Genomic DNA, 20,828 nt, shown 5'->3' with positions numbered 1-20,828 from the left:
GCGGAGCCGGCTATTGCGCGTCGCGGCCAGTGCCGCCACGCCCCGTCCGTCGACCATGACGCGATCAGATCACGGCACCTTGGTCGCTGCCGACACGAGGGAGCGCGATGAAGACGACGATGCCGACCAACGCACCGCCAAGAAGACAGAGCGACGCGACACGGTACACATTGGCGTTGAGCCAGTTGACCATTGTCACGCGATGACTCGCACCGCGGATGACGCTGCGCTCTTCGCCCATCTCGTAACGGTCGCACGAGTGCCCGGTGAACACTGCCGGCTGCCCGACAGGCGTTTTCACCGACCGCCAGGTGATCTCGTACTTCGGATGACGCTCGACCTCCGGCTGGCCCGAACCGCCTACCTCAACGGTCGTGCACGCGTTGCTCTGTCCAGCAGGGAGCGTCTCCACGCCAACAACCTCGGCTCGCTCAACTCGCTCGCCCCACGCGACCTCCGCCCACGCAGGGACATACAACGCGAGCAGGCCAGCCGCGACGACTCCTCCCGCCCAGGCTGCACGAGCGCTTGGGCGCTTGCTCCGCAGCCCCAAGTGTCGCCGCCACCTCAATCTGCGCGTCACCCGCTCATCTCAGCAGATCATCGCTGGCTGGGTGCTGAAATTTGGACGTAGACCTCACGGTCTGGGAGTCGGGCTGCGAGTCGCCTGATGCCGACCAGGACCCCGATCTTGTCGATACGGTGCTCGGGGTTGTCGAACCCGTCGGACCAGTAGTTGTGCGGACCGGCCGCGACGCCACCGTTCTGGATCTCGGTCCCGGGCGCGTCGTCGGTCCAGCCGCGGTAGAGCACGCGGCCTCCAGGTCGTTCACGCCTGTCTCGGGGATGGACCGCTCGCCACGCAGCGAATGCTCTAGAGAGACGATTTCAAATGTGTCGAGCGTCGCGTCGCACCGAGATGAGGTCGATACCGAGGTCGCGGATCCGGCCGAGCAGGCCGTGCAGCTCGGACTGGTCCTGGACCCGGCACCGAAGCGTGGTCGTGCCGTCAGGCTCGTGGATGAGCACAGAACAACCGAGCGAGGTGGCCCAGTGCTCGTCCAGATGGGTGGCGATCCTGACCTCGTAGTCGAGCGGCGCAGACATGGTCACCGCCTCGACCTGCGAACGATCCACTCGGCGACGGCGAGGTTGAGGACCCAGCCCGCGCTGATCGACAGCGCGGTGCTGAGCTCGCCGGTGCCGAAGACGGCCTCGCCGACTCCCTGGGTGAAGACCTGGCTGCCGGCGCCGAGGGCGAGGGCGTACGCCCGGATCATCCAGGCTCGATGCGTGGGGATGTCGCGTCGCCGGATGGCGGCGAAGCCGAGGACCAGCGCGGCCCCCATGGCGGTGCTGACCACGATCCGCACCGCCCACAGCAGGCCACCGCCGGGCGCGCCGGCGTAGAAGAGGGTCATCCACAGGCCGGAGCCGGCGACCGCGAGACCCGCGACGACGAGGACCCGGCCGGTGCGGCGGTGCCAGGCTGGATGAGCCCGGCGTATCCGGGCAGGGAACTGGAAGGCCCCGGTCACGGCGTAGGTCGCGGCGGCGAGCACGTGGACGATGACCGGTGCCGGCGAGGCGTCGACACGAGGGTTCTGCGGGAGGACGACCGGCCCGCCCGCCAGCTCGACGAGGCGGAGCGTGCCGGCGACGAGCGGGAACGCGACCAGCGCGAGCATGGCCGCAGGGACCGGCCAGGTCCTCATCGCGCACCCGCGGTCCGCGCGCCTTCGGCCGGCCGCGTGGTCACCAGGCGTGCAGACGCCCACAGGGACAGTCCGAGGCCGATCATCGCGATTCCGTTGGGAAAGGCGAGCAGTCGGTAGAACGCGTCGGGCATCACCGTCAGCAGTGCCGAGACCAGCCCGCCGATGGCGAGCAGGAGCGTGGCCCAGCGGGCGAGCACGCCGGCGCGGAACAGCGCGATCCCGAACAGCAGGCCGCCACCGAGGTAGGCGAATCCCTGGAGCTGGAGGACGACACCGAGCGCACCGAGGTCGCCACTGGGGCTGCCGCCGGTGGCCGCGGCGATGAAGTCCTCGACGAAGCCGGGGTCGCTGGAGACGACGTGGGGCAGGACGTACGCCGAGGCCAGGGTCGTGGCGAGGACGAGCAGGTAGCCAGCGCTGATCAGCGTGTAGCCGACGAGTCCGAGGAGGCCGTTGCGGCGGATCTGGCTGAGGTGCATGCCGGTGAACCCGGCCAGTGCCAGTGCGCACATCAGCACCTTCAGCGAGCTCCGAACGACGACCTCGGTCGTGGCGATCGAGGTGACGTCGAGGTGCGGGTGGTTGAGCTGTACGCCGATGAAGATCAAGCCCGCTGCGGTCGCGGCGACGCCGGCGGCTCGGGTGAGGCTCTGGGGTGTCGGGGTAGTGCGGTGGGTCATGACGAGCTCCTCTCGCGTGGCCGGGCGGTTGTCCGGCGATGTCCTTCGGACGTTAGGAACCGACCTGATGACCGGGCATCACACGATGATGTGACCGGGTTGGTGATTCGCCCTCGGCGTTCACACGAGGCCCAGATCGCGGGCCCGGCGTACGGCCCGCGCGCGTGTGGTGACGTCGAGCTTGGTGAAGATGTGCCGGGTGTGGGTGCGCAGGGTGTTGACGGAGACGAACAGCCGGCGAGCGATCTCGGGACCGGTCAGCTCCGTCGCGAGCAGCCTCAGCACCTCCAGCTCTCGGTCGCTGAGGGGCTCGGGGAGTATCTCGGCGGCTGCCTTCGGCCCCTCGGCCTCGCTGGTCCGCAGAGCGGCGATCGCGGCCGTTGCCGGCGAGCGGCGCTGCGCGAGGGCGAGGAGCGCTGCCATCGCCTCCCCCTCGTCGAGGAAGATCCGGACGTACCCGGCGGGCACCCCGGACTCCAGCGCTCCGGTGAGCGGCGGCATCGCCGCGTCCAGGGCACCCTCGGCGTGGTGGGCGAGCGCCTGGAGCATGTCGATCTCGATGAGGCTGCCGCCCCTGCCTTGTCGCTCGGCGTCGGGGCGGAGACGGCCGAGCAGGTCGAGCGCGGTCGCTGCCGGGTGGGTCGCGATCAGGAGCCGGGCGAGGGTCAGCTGGTTGCACTCGTCGAGATAGCCGCCGTCACCGGTGGGACGGGTCTCTCGAGTCCATCCCTCCGCGAGGTCCAGCCGGCCGCGGAGAATGTCGATGCGGGCACGCAGAGCCGGCAACGGGCGGGTCTCCGGGAAGAACCCGGGCAGATAGAGCAGGCGGGCGTGGTCCAGATGGGCGGCGGCTGCCTCGAGGTCCCCCTCGGCGCGGCGGAGCGCGGCCATCGCGACGTACCAGCGGTGCCGGTTCTCCGGGATCGAGGCGACGTCGCCGAGCTCTCGCGCGGTACACAGATGGGCGGTCGCCCCCGTCAGATCGCCACGCTCGCAGAGCACGCCGGCGAGGCCGACGTGCAGGTCACCGGTCACGGGGAGCGCGACGTCGGGATGCTCGCGAGCCGTGGCCAGCGCCCGCTCGTAGAGCCGCTCGGCCTCGACGGGACTCCCCTGCGCGAGCGCGAGCTCGGCGAGGACCACCGTCCCGCCGAGCTCGTCGGCGAGGTTGCCGGCGGAGTGGAGGCTGCGTACGGCCTGGGTGAAGGTGTCCCGGGCGGAGTCGATGTCACCCTCGGCCCACGCGGAGAGTGCGAGGAAGCCGGATCCCGCGCCACGGACGAGATGGTCGTCGGGACCGGCGAGGTCCAGCATGGTCCGCGCCTGGACAGCGACCTCCGGAGGGTCGCCGCGAGCTTGGGCGATCGCGGCACGGTACATCGCGATCGTCATCGGCAGCTGCCTCAGGTCGTCACGTCCGCTCGTCCGGTCCTCAGGCATCTCCGCCAGCACGCGTGCGGCCTCGTCCAAGCGCTTGCCTGCCTCGGCCACGTCGCCCGCGCCGAGCCGGCCCCACGCGGCGGTCACGTTCAGCACCGGGCGCTGCCGGACGAGGCGGTCCGGCAGCCCTCGCAGCCATTGGAGAATGAGGCGGTCCTGGCGTCGACGGGACGCCTCCGGCAGCGCCTGTTCGACCAGGTCCGCGGCGTACTCGAAGTCCTGGGCAGCGACCGCGTGCTGGACCGCGTCCTGCGGACGCTGGTTCACTTCGTGCCAGCGAGCCGCCGCGGCGTGAACTGCCCGGGATCGGTCCGGGTCCTCAGCCGCGAGCCGCGCTCGGAGCGCATCGGCGAAGAGCTGGTGATATCGATACCAACGCCGGTCCTCGTCGAGCGGGACCACGAACAGATTGGCGCTTTCGAGCTCCTCGAGCATCCGGCGCCCGTCCTGCCGGCCCGTCAACGCGTCGCACAACGGCCCGGTCAGCCGGTCCAGGATCGAGGTGTCGAGCAGGAACCGACTCACCTGCTCGTTCTGCCGGTCCAGGACCTCCTCGACGAGATAGTCGAGCACGAAGCGGTGTGTGCCGGCGAAGCGTTCGACGAATCGGGCTACGTCAGCGCCCGCCCGCAACGCGACCGCCGCGAGCTGGATCCCGGTGACCCACCCTTCGGTGCGCTCGCCCAGCGACGCCACGTGATCCGCACCGATGTCGAGACCCATCACGTCGATGAGGAACGCGTTCGCCTCCTCCTGGGTGAACCGCAGATCGACGGCCCGGAGCTCGAGCAGCTCGCCACGGGCGCGCAGCCTGGCGATCGGGAGTGGCGGGTCGGCCCGGGTGGTCATCGCGATCGCTGCGTTCGCCGGGAGGTTGTCCAGCAGGAACGTGACCGCGGCATGCACCTCGGCCGACTCGATGACGTGATAGTCGTCCAACGCGATCACGAGCTCCCCTCCGAGCCCGTCGATCGCGTTGACCAGGCTCACCAGCACCGACCCGACCGGCGTACGTTCATCGGCCTCCAGGTCGACGGCCACCCGCACCGCCGCCACCAGGCTCTCCAGGAAGGCCCGCGCGTCGCCGTCGCCGACGTTCAGCGACACCCAGGCCACCCGTCGAACCGCTCCCGCCGCACTCCCCTGCCACCGGTTGGCCCACTGCGTCAGCAGCGTCGTCTTGCCGAACCCCGCAGGCGCGGAGATGAGCACGAGCCGCGGCAGCCGCTCCCCTCCCGACGGCATCCGCCCGAGCAGCCGCTCCCGGGCGACGAGCTCCCGCCGCGCCACAGGCAGCCGCAGCCTGGTGTCCAACAGCACCACCGCTTCAGCGTACGAAGCCGACGCCGCAACGTGTCCGGCGCGAGCCACGACCTCCCACATGTCGGGGACAGCGGCTGCGTCTCATCGCACGGCGACGAGGACGCCGATCTTGTCGATGCGGTGCTCGGGGTTGTCGAACTCGTCGGACCAGTAGTTGCCGGCCGCGTGATCCTCGGGCGTGGCGCAGGTCGACAGCGTGATCATCGCACGGGTGGGCTCCTCCCCTGGCTTGCCGGGGACCGGCGCACGCTGCGCCCGCAGCGACGCCTCCGAGCGGAACGAGGTCTCCCGCGTGCCGGTGATGCGATAGACGTACGTCGCCTCCTCGGTGCGCACGGAGACCCGGTCCCCTCGCCGGAGCTCGGGCAGCCTGAGGAACGCCTGCGTGGACGAGAGCCGGTGGGCGGTCACCTGGTAGTTGCCGATCCCGCCCGGCCCGGTGCCGCCGCGAGGGCCGTACGGACTGGCCGCGACGCCGCCGTTCTGGATCTCGGTGCCCGGGGCATCGTCGGTCCAGCCGCGGTAGGGCACGACCTCCAGGTCGCTGACGCCGATCTCGGGGATGGACAGCTCGCCGCGCATCGGGCGGCCCTCGGACGACAGCGGCGGTGTCTCGGTGACGGTCGGTGAGGGCGCGGGGGTCGGGGGTGCCGTGACCGACGGGGCACCAGAGGGTGTCGGCGTGCTCTTCACCGTGGGCGATTCTGTGCCGCACCCGCCGAGCGCGAGAGCGCCGAGGACCGTGGCGACGGCCCGGAACGATGTGAACTTCATGGCGCCGCCTCGGGCGAGCTGCTGGTTTCGGCACCCACCGTACGCCGCAGCGCCAACCCCGGCCTGCTCGGACGGGATCAGAACAGCCGGTAGAACCGCCAGAACCCGAACTCCTCGATTGGGAGCACCTCGAACCCGCTGAACCCCGCCGCCTCGCCGTACCCCTGCAGCGTCGACGGCCGCATCACCGTCCCGGTCCCGACGCTCGGCGGCGACGAGAGGCCGTCCGGCAGGCACACGAAGAGGCTGAACCCGTACATGATCCGCTCCAGGTCGTCGCCGTTCGGCGCGAAGCTGTCCGCCACCGCCTCGTCCATCACCACCAGCGACCCGCCGGGCACGAGCGTCGACCGGACCGCACTGAGCACCTCGACCGGCCGCGGCATGTCGTGCACGCACTCGAACGCGAACGCCACGTCGACCGTCCCCGCCTGAAGGGTGGCCGCGTCCTGGCACAGGAACCGCACCCGGTCCTCGACACCTGCCTCCCGGGCGTTCGCGATGGCCATCTCGACCGACGGCCGGTCGATGTCGATCCCGAGCACGGTGGCCTTGGGGTACGCGCGAGCCAGGGCGATGCTCGACCATCCCCCACCACTGCCCACGTCGAGAATCCGGCACCCTTCCGCGGAGAGTGCCTCATGGACACCCGGCACACCGGCCAGCGCCGGCCCGAGCTGCTTCTCATACCAGGGCCGGTTGGCGTCCGCCTGCGACTCCCGAGCGTCATTCCCGAGCTCGTCCCAGCTGACCCCACCCCCGTTCCGGTACGCCTCCAGCAGCCGAGGCAACGCCGGCCCGACCGCCCCGAACATCCGCGCGATGGGCACCAGATAAGCCAAGCTGCTCGAGTCCGTCATCACCTCCGCCGTGCTGGCCGGGATGGCAAACCGCCGATCGTCAGGACCGCCGTCGGCCTCGACCACCAACAGCCCCGCCACCGCCTGCTGCTCGAGCCACTCCCGTGCGTACCTAACCTGCGTCCCCGTACGCCCCGCCAGCTCGCCCGCACTCGCCGGCCCCTCATCCGCCAGGGAGCGATACCAGCCCAGCCGGTCCCCCATGAAGACCGAGACGATCTCGACCGTTCCGAGGAGCGAGCCGAAGAGACGCTCGGCAACCTCATCCGCCGTCTGCTGCGATGCATCCATCGCTCCACCATCGGCCCGGCCCCATGCGCCTGCGCATCCTTGTTCGGTCGTTACTTTGTTTGAGGTACGACCCGTCGACTTCCGATGCGATGCTCACGTTGGGTGACGCAACGAAGCACTGGCCGCGATGCACTCGGTGTCGTGCACGGTCACCCGCCAGCTTGATGACAGTACGCACTCCCACCATCGCCCATCAGCTGGCGCCCCAGGCTTACATCGACCCTCGAACGCCGCTGAGATGGACATTGAAGAGCGTCGCCAGTACGTCCAAGAGTGCCGCGCCCTTCTCTGCGCTTGCCAACGAAGGGCTGCCAACAATGCCTGTTTCAGTGTATGGACGCAGGCCGTGGGTAAGCAGGTGGGGACGGCTGCCGGACAGATGATCCCGGTGCTTGAAGTTTGAGCCGACAAGCCCCGGGGCGCAGTGCAGCAGGATGCTGACCTCGAGCTCTCCGGCGTGCATGTCGTCGTGAGCGTTCGTCTCCAGGCCAGCAGCCTCGCGCGCAGCGGTCCAGCCGCTGCTACCAGGGAAGATGGAGAGGCCACTGGCTTCTTGGACGATGTTCTGCAGGACGTAGTTGCCGCCGTGCCCGTTGATGAGCACGACGTGCTCAGCGCCTTGCGCGCGGGCTGAGGCGACGATGTCTTCGACCAACCGGATAAGGGTGGCGGCGGGGATGCTGAGGGTGCCTGCCCAGTCAGCGTGCTCCTGGGAGCAGGAAACGGTTATCGGGGGTAGCAGCCAAAGGTCGTAGGCGCGGGCGACCATGGAGGCGATCTGGGTCGCGACGATGGTGTCGGTCGACAACGGCAGGATGTCACCGTGCTGCTCGAAGCTACCGATCGGGAGCACCGCGATCTTGCTGCCTCGCGCCGCAACATCGGGGCTGGCCTCGGTAGAGATCACGTCGGGGCTCGTCATCGGAGCACTCGCGCCTTCCATGCCGTGGTTGCTCTGAGGAACGGGCACGTCAGGTCGTTCCAAAGGTCCCGCCGCTACTCGACATCGAGTAGATGACGGTTGGGTTGACGTGCCAGGACGGAAAGATCAGGGATCTGAATGACGGCACGGCCCGCTGCGGCAAGCGTCTCCGCACCTATGCAGTCCACGAACGTCGATGGCTCACGCCACGCATACACGATCCTCGGGATGCCCGCATTGAGGATGTGCTGGGTGCAGGTCACAGGTCGTGAAGCCCGGGTGCTGCATGGCTCGAGAGATGTGTAGATCGTCGTGCCGACAAGCTGAGTGCCGCGTGGCAGCGCAGCGAGCGCAGCCTCCTCAGCATGCTCGTGCGGATCGTCTTTGCGGGACCAGCCTTCGCTGAGCACGGCACCGTCAGGTGCAGCGATGAGCGCCCCGACGGAGAATGCAGTGGTCGAGGGCGGGCACCGCTCGGCGAGCTCGATCGCACGAATCAACAACACGCGGTCGAGGTCGGAAGCGTCTTGTGTCGTAGTCATCGCGGGAGGTAACGAAGGAGTACGCAGTCACCGATCTGGCGGGTCTCGGCGAGGCGCATGCGGTGGCTGGGGTCTTGCGGGAAGGCGCCCGCGTTGACGAAGCGCGGCGCCGACGTGTCGCCGACAAGGAACGGAGCGAACACCAGATGGACCTCGTCGACGAGACCCGAGGTGAGGAACATCGTATGGACGGTCCCACCGCCTTCGACCATGAGTCGTTCAACGCCACGTGATCCGAGGTCGTCGAGGATCGCCCCAGCGTTGACAGTGGGCCCGACTCCAACGACTGTTGCTACGTCTACGAGCCGCTCAGCGAGTCCGGCGGATGACGAGTCGGTGGTGTAGACGATCTTGCCGACGTCGCCGGTTGCGAAGAACTTCGCGTCAGCGTCGAGGTCGCCGGCATTGGTGATCGTGACCTTGATCGGTGTCGCCGCCTTTCCGTCTGCCACTCGCTTGTCGCGGCGCTCATCGGAGCGAACCATCAGGCGAGGGTTGTCTGCCCGGATGGTGTTGGCGCCGACCAGAATCGCGTCGACGCTCGCTCGCACATCGTCGACCCGGTCGAAGTCCTCGTCATTCGACAAGAGCAGGCGATCGGGACTGGCGTCATCGATGTAGCCGTCCAGGGACGCTGCAACGGACAGTAGGACGTACGGACGACTCAAAGCGGGGTTCCAATCTCGTGCATTGTGCGCTCGATGAGGGCTGTGAACTCGGCGGGTGTCGTGCACCGGGCGAGTTCGCCGATGCGGCCGCTGCCAGTCCGATCCGTTGCCAGCAGCGACTCCAGCGTACGTGCGGCAGTGCCGCCGCTGGGACCGTACGGCAGGACCGGAATGCCAAGGGCCCGGGCGATGGTCACCTCGATCGCGGTGCCGGATGCGCCGCCGACGACGATCATGAGGTCCGATCCGTGAACGACGTTCTCGCGACCGAACCGGGCCGTGCTCGTCGAGAACCCGGCCGGGCGGAACTGGTCAGCAACGTAGGTGACGACCTCGATACCGATCCCTACAGGTCCGTGATTCACGACAACACCCGAGAACGCCACGAACCGTGAGAGCGCGGCCACCGTCTCGTCAAGCAGATCGTTGTCGCATCCAGGGGAACGGCTACCGCTGATCACCAGTTGGGGCGGCGACGGACGGCCGTCGCCGGCCGAAGTCCCGGGGTCTTGGGCGAGCATCTCCTCGAGTTCGACTGCCGAGACGTTGAGCAGGCTTGCGAGCTGGGGTCGGAACGTCGCGAGTGGCGTGGCTTCGCCCGCCTCCCAACGGGCGATCGTGGAGCGGTCGACCTTCATCGCATCGGCCAAGCGCTCCTGTGAGAAGCCGGCGAGCCTTCGCTGGCGAGCGAATTCACTTCGCCGTGACATCCACCCTCCCACACCCGAGATGACCCTGCTGAGCGACGACTCCTGAGACAACGCTGCACAGATGCGACAACAGTGCAGCACCGACGCCATGTCCACCGCGCGCTGCCTCGCGTTGACTGGAGATCAGCAGAAAATGCACCTGCACCAACCGGACTCGAAGGCACGAGTCGACGGAACAACGCTAGCCCAAGTCCACGTGTCTCGGGCGAGCAAGCGTCCGTGCTGGACCCCGTTCGTCGGGAAATGGTCGGTGAAGGGCACCTCAATCACACAAGGAGATCGACATGAACCAGGACGACATGACTCAGCCCCTCGAGCATGCCAACAAGGCGGGCCGGAATCTGGAGGTGATCGAGCTCGGCGACGCGGCCGAGCTCACTCTGGGCAGTGGCGGCTCCGGTAGCGAGGACAAGCGTCGTCAGTACAACTGACCCCCCTACCCGGCATCGGGAGGGCCTGCCATGCAGGCCCTCCCCCGTCCACATTCGCGTCCCTTCACGAAACGAGGTTGAGCATGTTCTGGATGGCTGGCTACTTCGGCGACCGCTCCTTGTCCCGCACCCCGCGAGGGGCACGCCGGATCGCTGCCCGAGGGACATCGATCGTCTGGGTCGTGGACGAACTCAGTGGCGCTCCTGCACCGCAGTACCGGTTGGTCACGGGAGACGTGAGTGACCTGATACTCATCGGCACCGCCTCGGTTGTTGAGTCGGACCTCGCGGCCGTTGCCAAAGGCGCTGTCCCTGACGACGTGACTTGGCGGTGGCCCGGCGCCTACACCGTGATCGAGGAGACCGAGACGCACCTCTCGATCTGGTCCGACCTGGCAACCGCCGTCCCGATCTACACCTGCCACGCCGACGAGGGCCTTTACTGGGCAACCTCAGCGCGCTGCCTCGCCGGGTTGACCGGCCAGGGCGAGCACTCTCTCGACATCGAGCGGATCGCCGGCGAGCTCCATGCGCCAGGAACGCCGAGACTCTTCGGGGATCGCACATACTTCGACGGCGTACACGTCGTCCTTCCCGGTCACCGCTACACGTTCGGCCGCAACGGAGCGGCGTGGCGCAGCCGCACGTGGGTGGCGGGAGAACGACATGGCTCCGCACCGAGCGGGCCGACTGGTCTTCGTGGCGAACTCACTGCCGCGGTCCAGACGCGGGTCAACGATGCGACCGCCCCGAGCGCCGACCTCTCCGGTGGCCTTGACTCAACCGCGCTCACGCTTCTCGCCGCGGGGGCCCTGGTCCCGAGCGGGCGGAGAATCTCGGCATTCACGGTCCACGAACCCTCTGCCTACGCTCCCGGGGCGCCCATGGGCGACCTAGCTCACGCGCTGCGGGCTGCCGAGCATCCGGGCGTCGGACACCATCTGCTCGCTCTCGGCGGTGCTCATCTCCCCTACGGCCATCTTGACGGCCTGCCAGTGACTGATGAGCCCGCACCGTCGGCCAGGGCCTACGCCAGGTTCGTGTTCCAGCTCGATGCGATGCAGGAGCGCACCGCCACCGACTGCCACCTGACCGGCGACGGTGGCGACACGGTGTTGATGACGTCGGTCGCGTGGATCGCGGACGCGATTGCTCATCATCGGTTCGCCGCCGCAGCAGCTGAAGCCCGCCGACTCGCCAGGCTGCGGCGTACGGCTCCGGCAGAGATTCTCCGCGCGGCCACAGACCTTCTCCGCCACACACCGGCACAGGGGCTGGCAGCAAGTGCAGCGTGGTGGCACTCCGGTCACGCGACCAAGTCCGAGCGTGCCGCGGCCAGCGCATGGCTGACAGTCGCGGCACCGCCGCCGTGGGTGACCAGGCACGCCGGTCTCTGTGCGGCGTCGCTGGCGAACGCGGCCCCTGCGCTACCGCACGCCCGTGGTGCGCTTACGGCGCACGCAATCGTCCACGACGCGGTAGAGGTCGGCAGGACAGCTCACTCCGACGGCCAACTGGCCGCCCATCATGGCGTGCCCCTGCACAACCCGTTCGTCGACTCCCGCGTCCTGGCCGTTGTGCTGAGCGTGCCAGTCGCCGCGATGCCCCGCCCGAGCGAGTACAAGCCGCAGATCCGGGAAGCACTAGCGAACGTCTACCCGCCTGGCCTGGCAGCCAGGACCACCAAGGGCAACTTCGCATCGGACTACTTCGCGGGGCTACGGACGAACCTGTCCGCTCTGCTCGACCTCGCCGACGGACGTCTGAGCGACCTCGGGCTCGTCTACACGGACGCGCTACGGGCCTCGATCCGTGCAGGCGCAGCCGGGGCCACCGGGGCGGCCGTCTGCATGCCACAGCTCGACGCCGCACTCAGCCTAGAGAGCTGGCTGCGCGCGCTGGAGCGGACCGAGATCGTCAGGTGGGACCGGCAAGCGATCCCAGCTGAGGTGAGCTCATGACGACCACGACCATTCCGTCTCGCGGCCCGGACCTGTACGCCTGCCGCTTCAGCGACACCACCCTCGTGGTCGACTACCGCACCGGTCTGGTCCGCCTGTTCTGCACAGAACGCGAGAGGGAACAGGTCGGTGCTGGGTCGCCCGACCCTGACGATCTCCTCACAGATCGCCTCCGCGAAGCGCTCGGGCGGCGCAGCAGTGACACCCTGTTCGTGCGTGTCGTACCTGGCGACCCTGCCGCGCTTTCGTTCGGGGCCGACGAAAGCGAGGCCGGCCTCCCGGCGGTCGAGGGCGTCTACCCGACGCCTGTGGAAGTCGTCGCCTCGGCGACAGCCCTCGCGGCCGTCCTCCTCCTCAAGGCACTCGGACACCGGGCGCAGACGATGCGGCGCCTGACCACTCTTCTCAGCGGCGTCGGCCTCCTCCCCCTCCCCGCTGCGACCCTCAGCGAAGCCGAACGAAGTGTTCTTAACATCAGGCGGATGGGACGCTGGTTCCCTGGGCGTGTCGCATGCCTGGAAGAGTCGGTCGCGACCACAGTGGCTCTGGCGCTTCTCGGCCGATCGGTCACGTGGTGTCACGGTGGCGCCTCCGACCCCGTCAGGCTCCACGCCTGGGTGCAGGTGCGATCCTGCGGCACCGGCGTCGCGGCTGCCGAACCCGAATCCACCAGCCGCTACACGATCCTGCGCACAATCCCCGAACACCTCGACCACCCAAGGAGCGCGACATGACCAACTCAAACATGTGGTTGACCCACGACGGAGTCGGGCTCGGACCGCTCCGCGCCGACCTGGCCGAGGCCTACTGGAGGTGGGAGTCAAGCCTGCGAGTCATGGCCGGATACGGCAGGCTCGGCGCCGAGACATTGTCGGAGCGTACAGCCGGCTTGGACTCGCAACTGCGTCACTCTGACTCCCAGGCGCGATTCACCATCTACCAAGAGACAGACGGCGGAGAGTGGGACCCGGTGGGCAGCTCATCTCTGGCGCTGGACCACCGCTACGGCACCGCCGAGTTCTTCATCTACCTCGGCGAGGAGACCGCCCGCGGCCGCGGAATCGGCACCACTGCAACCACGCTGGTGCTCGACTGGGCATTCCACCTCGCCCAGCTCCGGTCCGTCTATCTGTCCGTGATTGCCGAGAACACGGCAGGGGTCCGCGCGTACGAGAAGGCCGGCTTCAAGGTCATCGGCACACGACGACGATCTGCGTGGTGGCTCGGCCGGCCCGCCGACGAGATCCTCATGGACGCCGTGCCAGAGGACTACGCCGGTCCCCGCCTCGTAGAAGCTGCTGTGCTCGGCGACCGCCTCTAACGATCGACGTCACGGTCCAGACGCCACCACGAGTGCGAGACTGGGCATGTGTCCACCAAACCAGCCCCGCACGTACTCGTCCTCTTCGGCGCGACAGGTGACCTGGCCGCGCGGAAACTGTTCCCTGGGCTGTACCGGCTCGCCCTGGCGAAGCGGCTTCCGGATCAGCTCGCGATCATCGGCAGCGGGCGGCGCTCGCCGGGGACCGATGAGGATTTCCGGAGCCACGTGCACCAGGCGCTGAAGGAGTTCGTCGGGGAGGTTGACGAGACGGTGGCCGGGCCGCTGCTGGAGCGGATCAGGTTCGTACCCTCCTCCGCCGAGGACGGCACAGACCTGGCCGAGGCGGTGCACGAGGCCGAGGATCGGCTGGCGCTGGCGAGCGGGCAGACGGTGGGCGACGTACAGCGTCTTCTCTATCTTTCCGTGCCGCCGCAGGCGGTGGAGCCGATGGTCGGGATGCTGGCCCGGGAGGGGCTGAACGCCCGCAGCCGGCTGGTCGCGGAGAAGCCGTTCGGGACCGACCTCGCCTCGGCGCGCGAGCTCGATGCCGTGCTCAGCGAGGCGTTCGACGAGAAGCAGATCTTCCGGATCGACCACTTCATCGGGAAGGAGGCCGTGCAGAACCTGCTGGCGCTGCGCTTCGCCAACGGTCTCTTCGAGCCCGCGTGGAACCGGCACAGCATCGAGTCGGTGCAGATCGACGTACCGGAGAAGCTCACCGTCACCGGGCGCGGCAGCTTCTACGAGGGCACCGGCTGCCTGCGCGACATGGTCACCACCCACCTGTGCCAGCTGCTCGGGTTCGTGGCGATGGAGGACCCGCACGCCTTCCGGGAGGGCGCGATCCGCGCGGCGAAGGCCGCCGCCTTCGCGGCCGTGCGGCCGCTGGACCCCGAGCGCGTGGTCTTCGGGCAGTACGACGGCTATCGCGAGGAGCCCGACGTCGCCGCCGAGTCCGACGTGGAGACGTACGTCGCCATCGAGGCGTGGATCGACAACGACCGCTGGCGCGGGGTGCCGTTCTACCTTCGCACCGGCAAGGCGCTCGCCGCCGGACGGCGGACGATCACGATCCGGTTCATCGACCCGCGACACCGGTGGCTGCAGGCGGCGGATCCTGGTGCGACCGAGCCCAACGAGCTGGTGATCGAGCTCAGCGACGACCCCCGGATCGAGATCGAGGTCCGGGCCAAGCGGCCCGGCCCCGGCATGGCGTTGACCGATGCCGTCTTCCGCCTCGATCTCGCCGGTGACGCGCCGGACTCCGGGCCGCTGGAGGCCTACGAGCGGCTCATCCTCGACGTCATGAACGGCGACCGGACCCTGTTCACCAGTGCCCGCGAGGTGGAACGGCTGTGGGAGATCTGCCAGCCGGTGCTCGAGCATCGGCCCGCCGTGGAGGGTTACCCGCAGGGATCCTGGGGGCCGGAGTCGGCGCTCGAGCTGCCGATCGGCGGCTGGCGGCTGGGCCGGACGTCACGGGACCATCCAGCCGAGCACCGGGGTCGACTGTAGGGCGACCAGGACGCACATGAAGGCCAGCATGGCGATGCTCCAGCCGAAGACCTTGCGGAAGATCTCGCCCTCCTTGCCGGCCATGCCTACCGCGGCTGCGGCGATGGCGAGGTTCTGCGGGCTGACCATCTTGCCGAGCACGCCACCGGACGAGTTCGAGGCGGCCATCAGCACCGGATCGAGCCCCGCCTCCTTCGCGGTGGTCACCTGCAGGAGCCCGAAGAGGGCGTTGGACGAGGTGTCCGAGCCGGTCACGGCCACACCGAGCCAGCCGAGGATCGGCGAGAGGATCGCGAACGCACTGCCGGCGCCGGCCAGCCAAGCACCGATCGAGCCGGTCTGACCGGAGAAGTTCATGACGTACGCCAGGCCGAGCACAGCCATCACGGTGACGATGGCCGGAGCCAGCTGCCGATAGGTCGCGCCGTACGTCCTGGCGACCGCGTCCGGCCGGATCCGGAGGCAGATCGCGGTGAGGATGCCCGAGATCAGGAGCATCGTGCCGGCGGCCGGGAACCAGTCGAACTTGAAGCCACCCTGGGCACCGGCGACGTCGTCGAGGCCCGGGAAGATCACCGTGGGGGTGTAGTCGGTCCCGGAGAGGGTGAACGGCGGGTGGGCCAGCGCGTCCTTGATCGCGGGGATGCTGACGATCACGAAGATCACCACGATGATCATGTACGGCAGGAAGGCCTTGAAGACCTCTCTGCTGCTGTCTCGCACCTCTCCGTCGCCGGTGCCCGCCGGGGCGCCTGACCCAGTGCCGGACCCAGAGCCGGCGGAGGTTGCCGCAGCGGCCCCGACCAGCGACTCGGCGTAGACCTTCTCCCGCGGCTGCCACACCCGCAGCAGGCCGACGACGACCAGGACGGAGAAGAGTGAGGCGATGATGTCGGCCAGCGGCACGGAGATGTAGTTCGAGGCCACGAACTGGGCGATGCCGAAGCCGATGCCGCAGAGCAGCGCCGGGATCCAGGTCTGCCTGAGACCACGCCTGCCGTCGACCACGAAGACCAGGATGAGCGGCACGAGAACCGCCAGGACCGGGGTCTGGCGGCCCACCATCGCCCCCAGCGTCTCGACGCTGAAGCCGGTCTGGTCTGAGAGCGCGTTGATGGGCGAGGCCATCGCGCCGTACGCCACCGGGGCGGTGTTGGCGATCAGTGCGACCGCAGCTGCCTTGACCGGCTTGAAACCCATCGCCATCAGCATGACCACGGTGATCGCGACGGGCGTACCGAACCCGGCCAGCGCCTCCAGCAGCGCGCCGAAGCAGAAGGCGATGATCAGCGCCTGGATCCGCTGGTCGTCGCTGATCTTGCTGAACGCCCGGCGCAGCACGTCGAAGTGACCGGTGTGCACGGTGAGGTTGTAGACGAAGACCGCGTTGATGACGATCCACATGATCGGGAAGAAGCCCGAGAACAGGGCGCCCTGGGCAGCGGACAGGATGGCGTCGTCGGCCGGCATCTCGAAGAGAGCGACGGCGACGACGAGGGCGACGACCAGCGAGATGATGCCGGCCCGCCAGGCCTTCATCCTGAGCCCGCCGAGAAGGACGAACATGGTGATCAGTGGCAGGGCGCCGCACAGGGCGCTGAGGACTAACGATCCGCCGACCTGGTCGGCTACTGGCTCAAACATGGCGACTCCGAGGGTCGAGTGTGGGAGATGAGAGTCAGATGGTGCGGGTGCGCAGCCCTTCGGGTGAGGAGCCGCTGATCGAGGCGTCGAGCACCTCGACGAGATGGGCCATGCCGAGCTGATGTCCCTGCGCGGTGATCGCCGAGGCGACCTGGAGCAGACAGCCCGGGTTGGCGGTGACGAGCACCTCGGCGCCGGTGGCGACGATGTTGCGCGCCTTGCGCTCGCCCAGCTCGCGGGCGGGCTCGGGGTTGAGGATGTTGTAGATGCCGGCCGAGCCGCAGCAGATCTCGCCCTCGGCGATCTCGCGCAGCTCGATGCCGGGGATGCCTCTCAGCAGCGCCCGCGGCTGGGTGCGTACGCCCTGGGCGTGGGCGAGGTGGCAGGCATCGTGGTAGGCGATGGTGAGGTCGAGCGGGTGACGTTCGGCGACCGGGCCGAGCTCGTCGAGGATCTCGGCGATGTCACGGACCCTGCCCTCGAACGCCGCGGCCTTGGCTGCGTACGCCGGATCGTCGGCGAGCAGCCGGGCGTAGTCCTTCAGCGTCGAGCCGCAGCCGGCGGCGTTGATGACGATCTGCTCGACGCCGGCGTCCTCGAACGCGTCGATGATCCGGCGTGCGTACGCCTGGGCCTCCCGCTCACGACCGTTGTGCACCGAGAGCGCGCCGCAGCAGCCCTGGTCGGGCGGGATGACCACGTCGCAGCCCTCAGCGGCGAGCACCCGGGCCGTGGCGGCGTTGACGCCCGGGAAGAACGCGCCCTGTACGCAGCCGGTGAGCATGCCGACCACCGCACGCCGCTCCCCCACCGCCGGCACGAGCTCGGGCAGCGTCTCGGCGGAGGTGATGGTCGGGGTGAGCCGTTCCATCGCGGCCAGGTGCGGCGCCATCCGGTCGAGCAGGCCGGTCCGGCGCAGGCGACGGTCCAGGCCGGTGCGCTGCAGCAGCCGGAGCGGGCCGCGCACCGCCCGGAGCCGTCTGGGGTGCGGGAAGATCGCGAAGATCAGGTTGCGCAGCGCCTTCTCCTGGGGCGTACGCACGTGGTTGCGCTCGACCTGGGCGCGGGTCTGCTCGATGAGGGTGTCGTAGCGGACGCCCGAGGGGCAGGCCGTCACACACGACATGCAGCCCAGGCAGTTGTCCCAGTGCTGCACCATCGAGTCCGACATCGGATCGCCCTCGAGGCCCTCCTTCATCAGGTAGAGCCGCCCGCGTGGGGAGTCCATCTCCTCGCCCCACAGCAGGTAGGTGGGACAGGTCGGCAGGCAGAAGCCGCAGTGCACGCAGTCGTCGAGCAGCTGCTGGTCGGGCGGGTTGTGTTCGTCGAAGGCGCCCAGGTTCCGGATGTCGATGTCCGTCATCAGATTCCTCCTACGAAGCGGCCCGGGCTGAGCCGGTGGTCGGGGTCGAACTCGTCCTTGACCCGGCGCATCAGCTCCAGGGCCGGGACCGGTCCCCACAGGTCCAGCTGCCGCTTGATCTCGCCGGGAGCGTCGAGGACCACGGCACTGCCGCCGTGGCGTGCGGTGGTCTCGCGCAGCCTCGCGAGCGTCGCCTGGATCTCGGTGATGTCGCGGTCGGCCGGGACGGCGACGTACGCGACGCCGACGCCGGCCGAGCCCCGCAGTCCGAGATCGCCCGCGGCCCGGATGACATCGGCGAGGCCGGAGAGCCGGAAGGTCACCTTGATCCCGAGGTGCGTGTCGGCGGTGTCGTCCCAGGGGTAGCGGCCCCAGCCGACGGGCGGTGCCTCGCTGGTCTCGGCGCCTGGGAGCAGCTCGGTCAGGACGGCCGTACGCCCCGCCACGCCCTCCGGGCGTCCCTCGACCAGGACGTCGACCCGCACCCCGCCGGCGGTGGCGTCCACCTCCAGAGCCGAGGCCACCGTCTGGGAGTGCAGGACCGCCTGGGTGAGCTCGGCGGCGTGCGCGGCGTCGCGCGCGGCGACGCTCACCCAGCGGCGGGTCTGTGGGACCGGGTGGAGCCGGAAGGTCGCCTCGGTGACCACCGCGAGCGTGCCGTACGAGCCGACCAGGAGCTTGCCGACGTCGTAGCCGGCGACGTTCTTGACGACCTTGCCGCCGGCCTTGGCGACAACCCCGTCGGCGCGGACCATCGTCACGCCGATGAGCAGGTCGCGCATGGTGCCGGCGAGCATCCGCAGCGGGCCGCTGGTGTTGGTCGCCAGGGCACCGCCGACGGTAGTGCCGGGGACCGTCTCGTCGAGGGCGAGGCGCTGGTCGGCCGCGGCGACGTGCTCCTTCAGCCGGGCCAAGGGTGTCCCGGCCCCTGCGGTGGCGATCAGGTCACCGGAGGCGTGCTCGTTCACCTGGTCGAGCGCGGAGAGGTCGAGCAGGATGTCGGCCGAGGCGGGTGGGTTGCCCCAGCTCAGCTTGGTGCCGGCTCCGGTCGGGACCACGGACTCCCCTGCGGCCGCCGCGGCGCGCATGACTTCGGCGACCTCGGCAGTGCTCGCCGGGCGCTCGATCCGTCCCGGCGCGACCCCGGAGATGGTGATGTCGGACATCAGAACACCTCCGCCACGCCGGCCTCCTGGAGCGGATGCGCACCCTGCCGTCGACCCGGACGCTCACCGCACAGCCGTGGCGTCGGGAAGATCTTGCCCGGGTTGGAGATCCGGTCCGGGTCGAAGGCGCACCGGACCAGCTGCATCGTGTCGAGGTCGTCGGCGGCGTACATCTTCGGCATGTGGGCCGCTTTGTCGGCACCGACCCCGTGCTCTCCGGTGATGGAGCCGCCGTGCTGCAGGCACAGGTCGAGGATCCCGCGGCTGACCTCCTCGGCGGCGTCGCCGGCCCCGGGCACGGCGTCGTCGAAGAGCACCAGCGGATGCAGGTTGCCGTCGCCGGCGTGGAAGACGTTGGCGACGCGTACGCCGGAGCGCTCGGAGAGCTCGGCGATCGCGCGCAGCACCTCCGGCAGCGCGGTCCGCGGGATCACGCCGTCCTGCACGATGTAGTCGGGGCTGATTCGGCCGACGGCGGCGAAGGCGGACTTGCGGCCCTTCCAGATCAGGACCCGCTCCTCGGGGGTCTTCGCGGTGCGGGTCTCGAAGGCTCCGGTCTCCTCGCAGAACCTGACCACGTCGGCGTACTCCGCATCCACCTCGGCGGCCGGGCCGTCCAGCTCGATGACCAGCACCGCGCCCGCGCCGTCTGGATAGTTGCAGTGCACCGCGGCCTCGGCGGCCTCGATCGCGAGCGCGTCCATCATCTCGATCGCCGCCGGTACGATGCCGGCCGCGATGATCGCGGACACCGCGGCGCCGGCGCGGTCGGTGGAGTCGAAGCCCACCAGCAGGGTGACCACCTTCTCCGGCAGCCGCACCAGCCGCACCGTCACCTCCGTGACGATCCCGAGCGTGCCCTCCGACCCGACGACGGCACCGAGCAGGTCGTAGCCGGGGCTGTCGGGAGCGTCCCCGCCGAGACGTACGCGGTCACCGGCGGCGGTGACGAACTCGGCGCCGAGCACGTGATTGGTGGTGAAGCCGTACTTGAGGCAGTGGGCACCGCCGGAGTTCTCCGCGACGTTGCCACCGATCGAGCAGATCTGCTGGCTCGAGGGGTCCGGCGCGTAGTAGTAGCCCTCCGGGGTCGCCGCGCGGGTCACGTCGAGGTTGATGACGCCGGGCTCGACCACCGCGCGCTGGTCCTCTCTCCGGACCTCCTTGATGGCCCGCAGCCGCGAGGTGACCACCAGTACGCCCTCGGCATGGGGCAGGCTGCCGCCCGAGAGCCCCGTGCCGGAGCCGCGGGCGACGTACGGGATCTGCTGCTCGGCACAGCACCGCACGATCTCGGCCAGCTGCTCGGCGGTCTCCGGGATCACGACGAGCGCGGGAGTCACCCGGTAGTGGGCCAGCCCGTCGCACTCGTACGTCCGCAGCCGGGCGGGGTCGGTGATCACGCCGTCATCGGGGAGGAGCGCTCGTGCCGTCGCGGTCAGTCTCTGCAGCGGTGTCATGGCAGGTTCATCCGCTTCTCCAGGATTTCGTATCGT

21 protein-coding genes are annotated in these 20,828 nt (G+C 69.3%); 5 read left to right on the top strand and 16 right to left on the bottom strand.

Annotation, left to right across the window (positions count from 1 at the left end; genetic code table 11):
- Positions 1 to 64: 64 nt before the first annotated feature.
- The 12 genes from ACFV9G_RS01450 to ACFV9G_RS01395 form a co-directional block, all read right to left on the bottom strand.
- Positions 65 to 412 (bottom strand): hypothetical protein, encoded by a 348-nt coding sequence (locus ACFV9G_RS01450; protein WP_378724234.1) that lies wholly within the window; start codon positions 410 to 412, stop codon positions 65 to 67.
- A gap of 188 nt (positions 413 to 600) precedes the next feature.
- Positions 601 to 813 carry a hypothetical protein gene (locus ACFV9G_RS01445; protein ID WP_378724232.1) on the bottom strand — a complete coding sequence of 71 codons (213 nt, stop codon included), beginning with the start codon at positions 811 to 813 and terminating at the stop codon, positions 601 to 603.
- 75 nt (positions 814 to 888) lie between these two features.
- A complete protein-coding gene (locus tag ACFV9G_RS01440; RefSeq protein WP_378724230.1) occupies positions 889 to 1,107 on the bottom strand; it encodes a hypothetical protein in 219 nt (72 codons plus the stop codon).
- Between the two features lie 2 nt (positions 1,108 to 1,109).
- Positions 1,110 to 1,715, bottom strand: a complete 606-nt coding sequence (locus ACFV9G_RS01435; RefSeq protein ID WP_378724228.1) for a DUF2306 domain-containing protein — start codon at positions 1,713 to 1,715, stop codon at positions 1,110 to 1,112.
- Positions 1,712 to 2,398: a hypothetical protein gene (locus ACFV9G_RS01430; protein WP_378724226.1), complete on the bottom strand. Its 687-nt coding sequence runs from the start codon at positions 2,396 to 2,398 to the stop codon at positions 1,712 to 1,714. Before ACFV9G_RS01430 ends, ACFV9G_RS01435 begins: the two co-directional genes overlap by 4 nt.
- A 120-nt stretch (positions 2,399 to 2,518) precedes the next feature.
- Positions 2,519 to 5,161, bottom strand: coding sequence for a LuxR C-terminal-related transcriptional regulator (locus ACFV9G_RS01425; RefSeq protein ID WP_378724224.1), 2,643 nt, complete (start codon positions 5,159 to 5,161; stop codon positions 2,519 to 2,521).
- Between the two features lie 81 nt (positions 5,162 to 5,242).
- Positions 5,243 to 5,935: a class E sortase gene (locus ACFV9G_RS01420; protein ID WP_378724222.1), complete on the bottom strand. Its 693-nt coding sequence runs from the start codon at positions 5,933 to 5,935 to the stop codon at positions 5,243 to 5,245.
- Positions 5,936 to 6,012: 77 nt separating this feature from the next.
- On the bottom strand, positions 6,013 to 7,086 hold the full coding sequence (locus tag ACFV9G_RS01415; RefSeq protein WP_378724220.1) for a class I SAM-dependent methyltransferase: 1,074 nt from the start codon (positions 7,084 to 7,086) through the stop codon (positions 6,013 to 6,015).
- A gap of 211 nt (positions 7,087 to 7,297) precedes the next feature.
- The gene (locus tag ACFV9G_RS01410; RefSeq protein WP_378724218.1) at positions 7,298 to 8,008 is read right to left on the bottom strand and encodes a creatininase family protein; all 711 of its coding nucleotides are present in this window, start codon (positions 8,006 to 8,008) and stop codon (positions 7,298 to 7,300) included.
- 74 nt (positions 8,009 to 8,082) lie between these two features.
- The gene (locus ACFV9G_RS01405) at positions 8,083 to 8,550 is read right to left on the bottom strand and encodes a dCMP deaminase (protein WP_378724216.1); all 468 of its coding nucleotides are present in this window, start codon (positions 8,548 to 8,550) and stop codon (positions 8,083 to 8,085) included.
- Positions 8,547 to 9,284: a RibD family protein gene (locus ACFV9G_RS01400; RefSeq protein WP_378724214.1), complete on the bottom strand. Its 738-nt coding sequence runs from the start codon at positions 9,282 to 9,284 to the stop codon at positions 8,547 to 8,549. Before ACFV9G_RS01400 ends, ACFV9G_RS01405 begins: the two co-directional genes overlap by 4 nt.
- Positions 9,215 to 9,928 (bottom strand): helix-turn-helix domain-containing protein, encoded by a 714-nt coding sequence (locus ACFV9G_RS01395; protein ID WP_378724212.1) that lies wholly within the window; start codon positions 9,926 to 9,928, stop codon positions 9,215 to 9,217. Before ACFV9G_RS01395 ends, ACFV9G_RS01400 begins: the two co-directional genes overlap by 70 nt.
- A 284-nt stretch (positions 9,929 to 10,212) precedes the next feature.
- Between ACFV9G_RS01395 and ACFV9G_RS01390 the strand changes: the two genes are divergently transcribed.
- The 5 genes from ACFV9G_RS01390 (at position 10,213) to zwf (ending at position 15,159) form a co-directional block, all read left to right on the top strand.
- Positions 10,213 to 10,359, top strand: a complete 147-nt coding sequence (locus ACFV9G_RS01390; RefSeq protein ID WP_378724210.1) for an albusnodin family lasso peptide — start codon at positions 10,213 to 10,215, stop codon at positions 10,357 to 10,359.
- A 92-nt stretch (positions 10,360 to 10,451) separates the two neighbouring features.
- The gene (locus tag ACFV9G_RS01385; protein WP_378724208.1) at positions 10,452 to 12,320 is read left to right on the top strand and encodes an albusnodin/ikarugamycin family macrolactam cyclase; all 1,869 of its coding nucleotides are present in this window, start codon (positions 10,452 to 10,454) and stop codon (positions 12,318 to 12,320) included.
- Complete coding sequence (locus tag ACFV9G_RS01380; RefSeq protein WP_378724206.1) at positions 12,317 to 13,054, top strand: lasso peptide biosynthesis B2 protein; 738 nt, start codon at positions 12,317 to 12,319, stop codon at positions 13,052 to 13,054. Before ACFV9G_RS01385 ends, ACFV9G_RS01380 begins: the two co-directional genes overlap by 4 nt.
- A complete protein-coding gene (locus tag ACFV9G_RS01375; protein WP_378724204.1) occupies positions 13,051 to 13,641 on the top strand; it encodes a GNAT family N-acetyltransferase in 591 nt (196 codons plus the stop codon). The genes ACFV9G_RS01380 and ACFV9G_RS01375 overlap by 4 nt, the downstream gene beginning before the upstream one ends.
- A 48-nt stretch (positions 13,642 to 13,689) precedes the next feature.
- Positions 13,690 to 15,159, top strand: a complete 1,470-nt coding sequence (gene zwf, locus ACFV9G_RS01370) for a glucose-6-phosphate dehydrogenase (RefSeq protein ID WP_378724202.1) — start codon at positions 13,690 to 13,692, stop codon at positions 15,157 to 15,159.
- Here the strand turns inward: zwf and ACFV9G_RS01365 are convergent.
- From ACFV9G_RS01365 to ACFV9G_RS01350, 4 genes are read right to left on the bottom strand one after another with little or no spacing between them, the layout of a single operon-like run.
- Entirely contained in the window at positions 15,121 to 16,803 is a 1,683-nt protein-coding gene (locus ACFV9G_RS01365) for an L-lactate permease (RefSeq protein ID WP_378724201.1), read from the bottom strand. The genes zwf and ACFV9G_RS01365 overlap by 39 nt on opposite strands.
- 34 nt (positions 16,804 to 16,837) lie before the next feature.
- On the bottom strand, positions 16,838 to 18,166 hold the full coding sequence (gene glcF, locus ACFV9G_RS01360; RefSeq protein ID WP_378724199.1) for a glycolate oxidase subunit GlcF: 1,329 nt from the start codon (positions 18,164 to 18,166) through the stop codon (positions 16,838 to 16,840).
- Positions 18,166 to 19,332 carry an FAD-binding oxidoreductase gene (locus tag ACFV9G_RS01355; RefSeq protein ID WP_378724197.1) on the bottom strand — a complete coding sequence of 389 codons (1,167 nt, stop codon included), beginning with the start codon at positions 19,330 to 19,332 and terminating at the stop codon, positions 18,166 to 18,168. Before ACFV9G_RS01355 ends, glcF begins: the two co-directional genes overlap by 1 nt.
- A complete protein-coding gene (locus ACFV9G_RS01350; protein ID WP_378724195.1) occupies positions 19,332 to 20,792 on the bottom strand; it encodes an FAD-linked oxidase C-terminal domain-containing protein in 1,461 nt (486 codons plus the stop codon). Before ACFV9G_RS01350 ends, ACFV9G_RS01355 begins: the two co-directional genes overlap by 1 nt.
- Positions 20,793 to 20,828: the final 36 nt, after the last annotated feature.

This window comes from Nocardioides sp. NPDC059952 (assembly GCF_042730435.1).
GTDB lineage: Bacteria > Actinomycetota > Actinomycetes > Propionibacteriales > Nocardioidaceae > Nocardioides.
The sequence above is the reverse complement of the archived record's forward strand: the minus strand, read 5'-3'. Positions and strand labels throughout refer to the sequence as shown.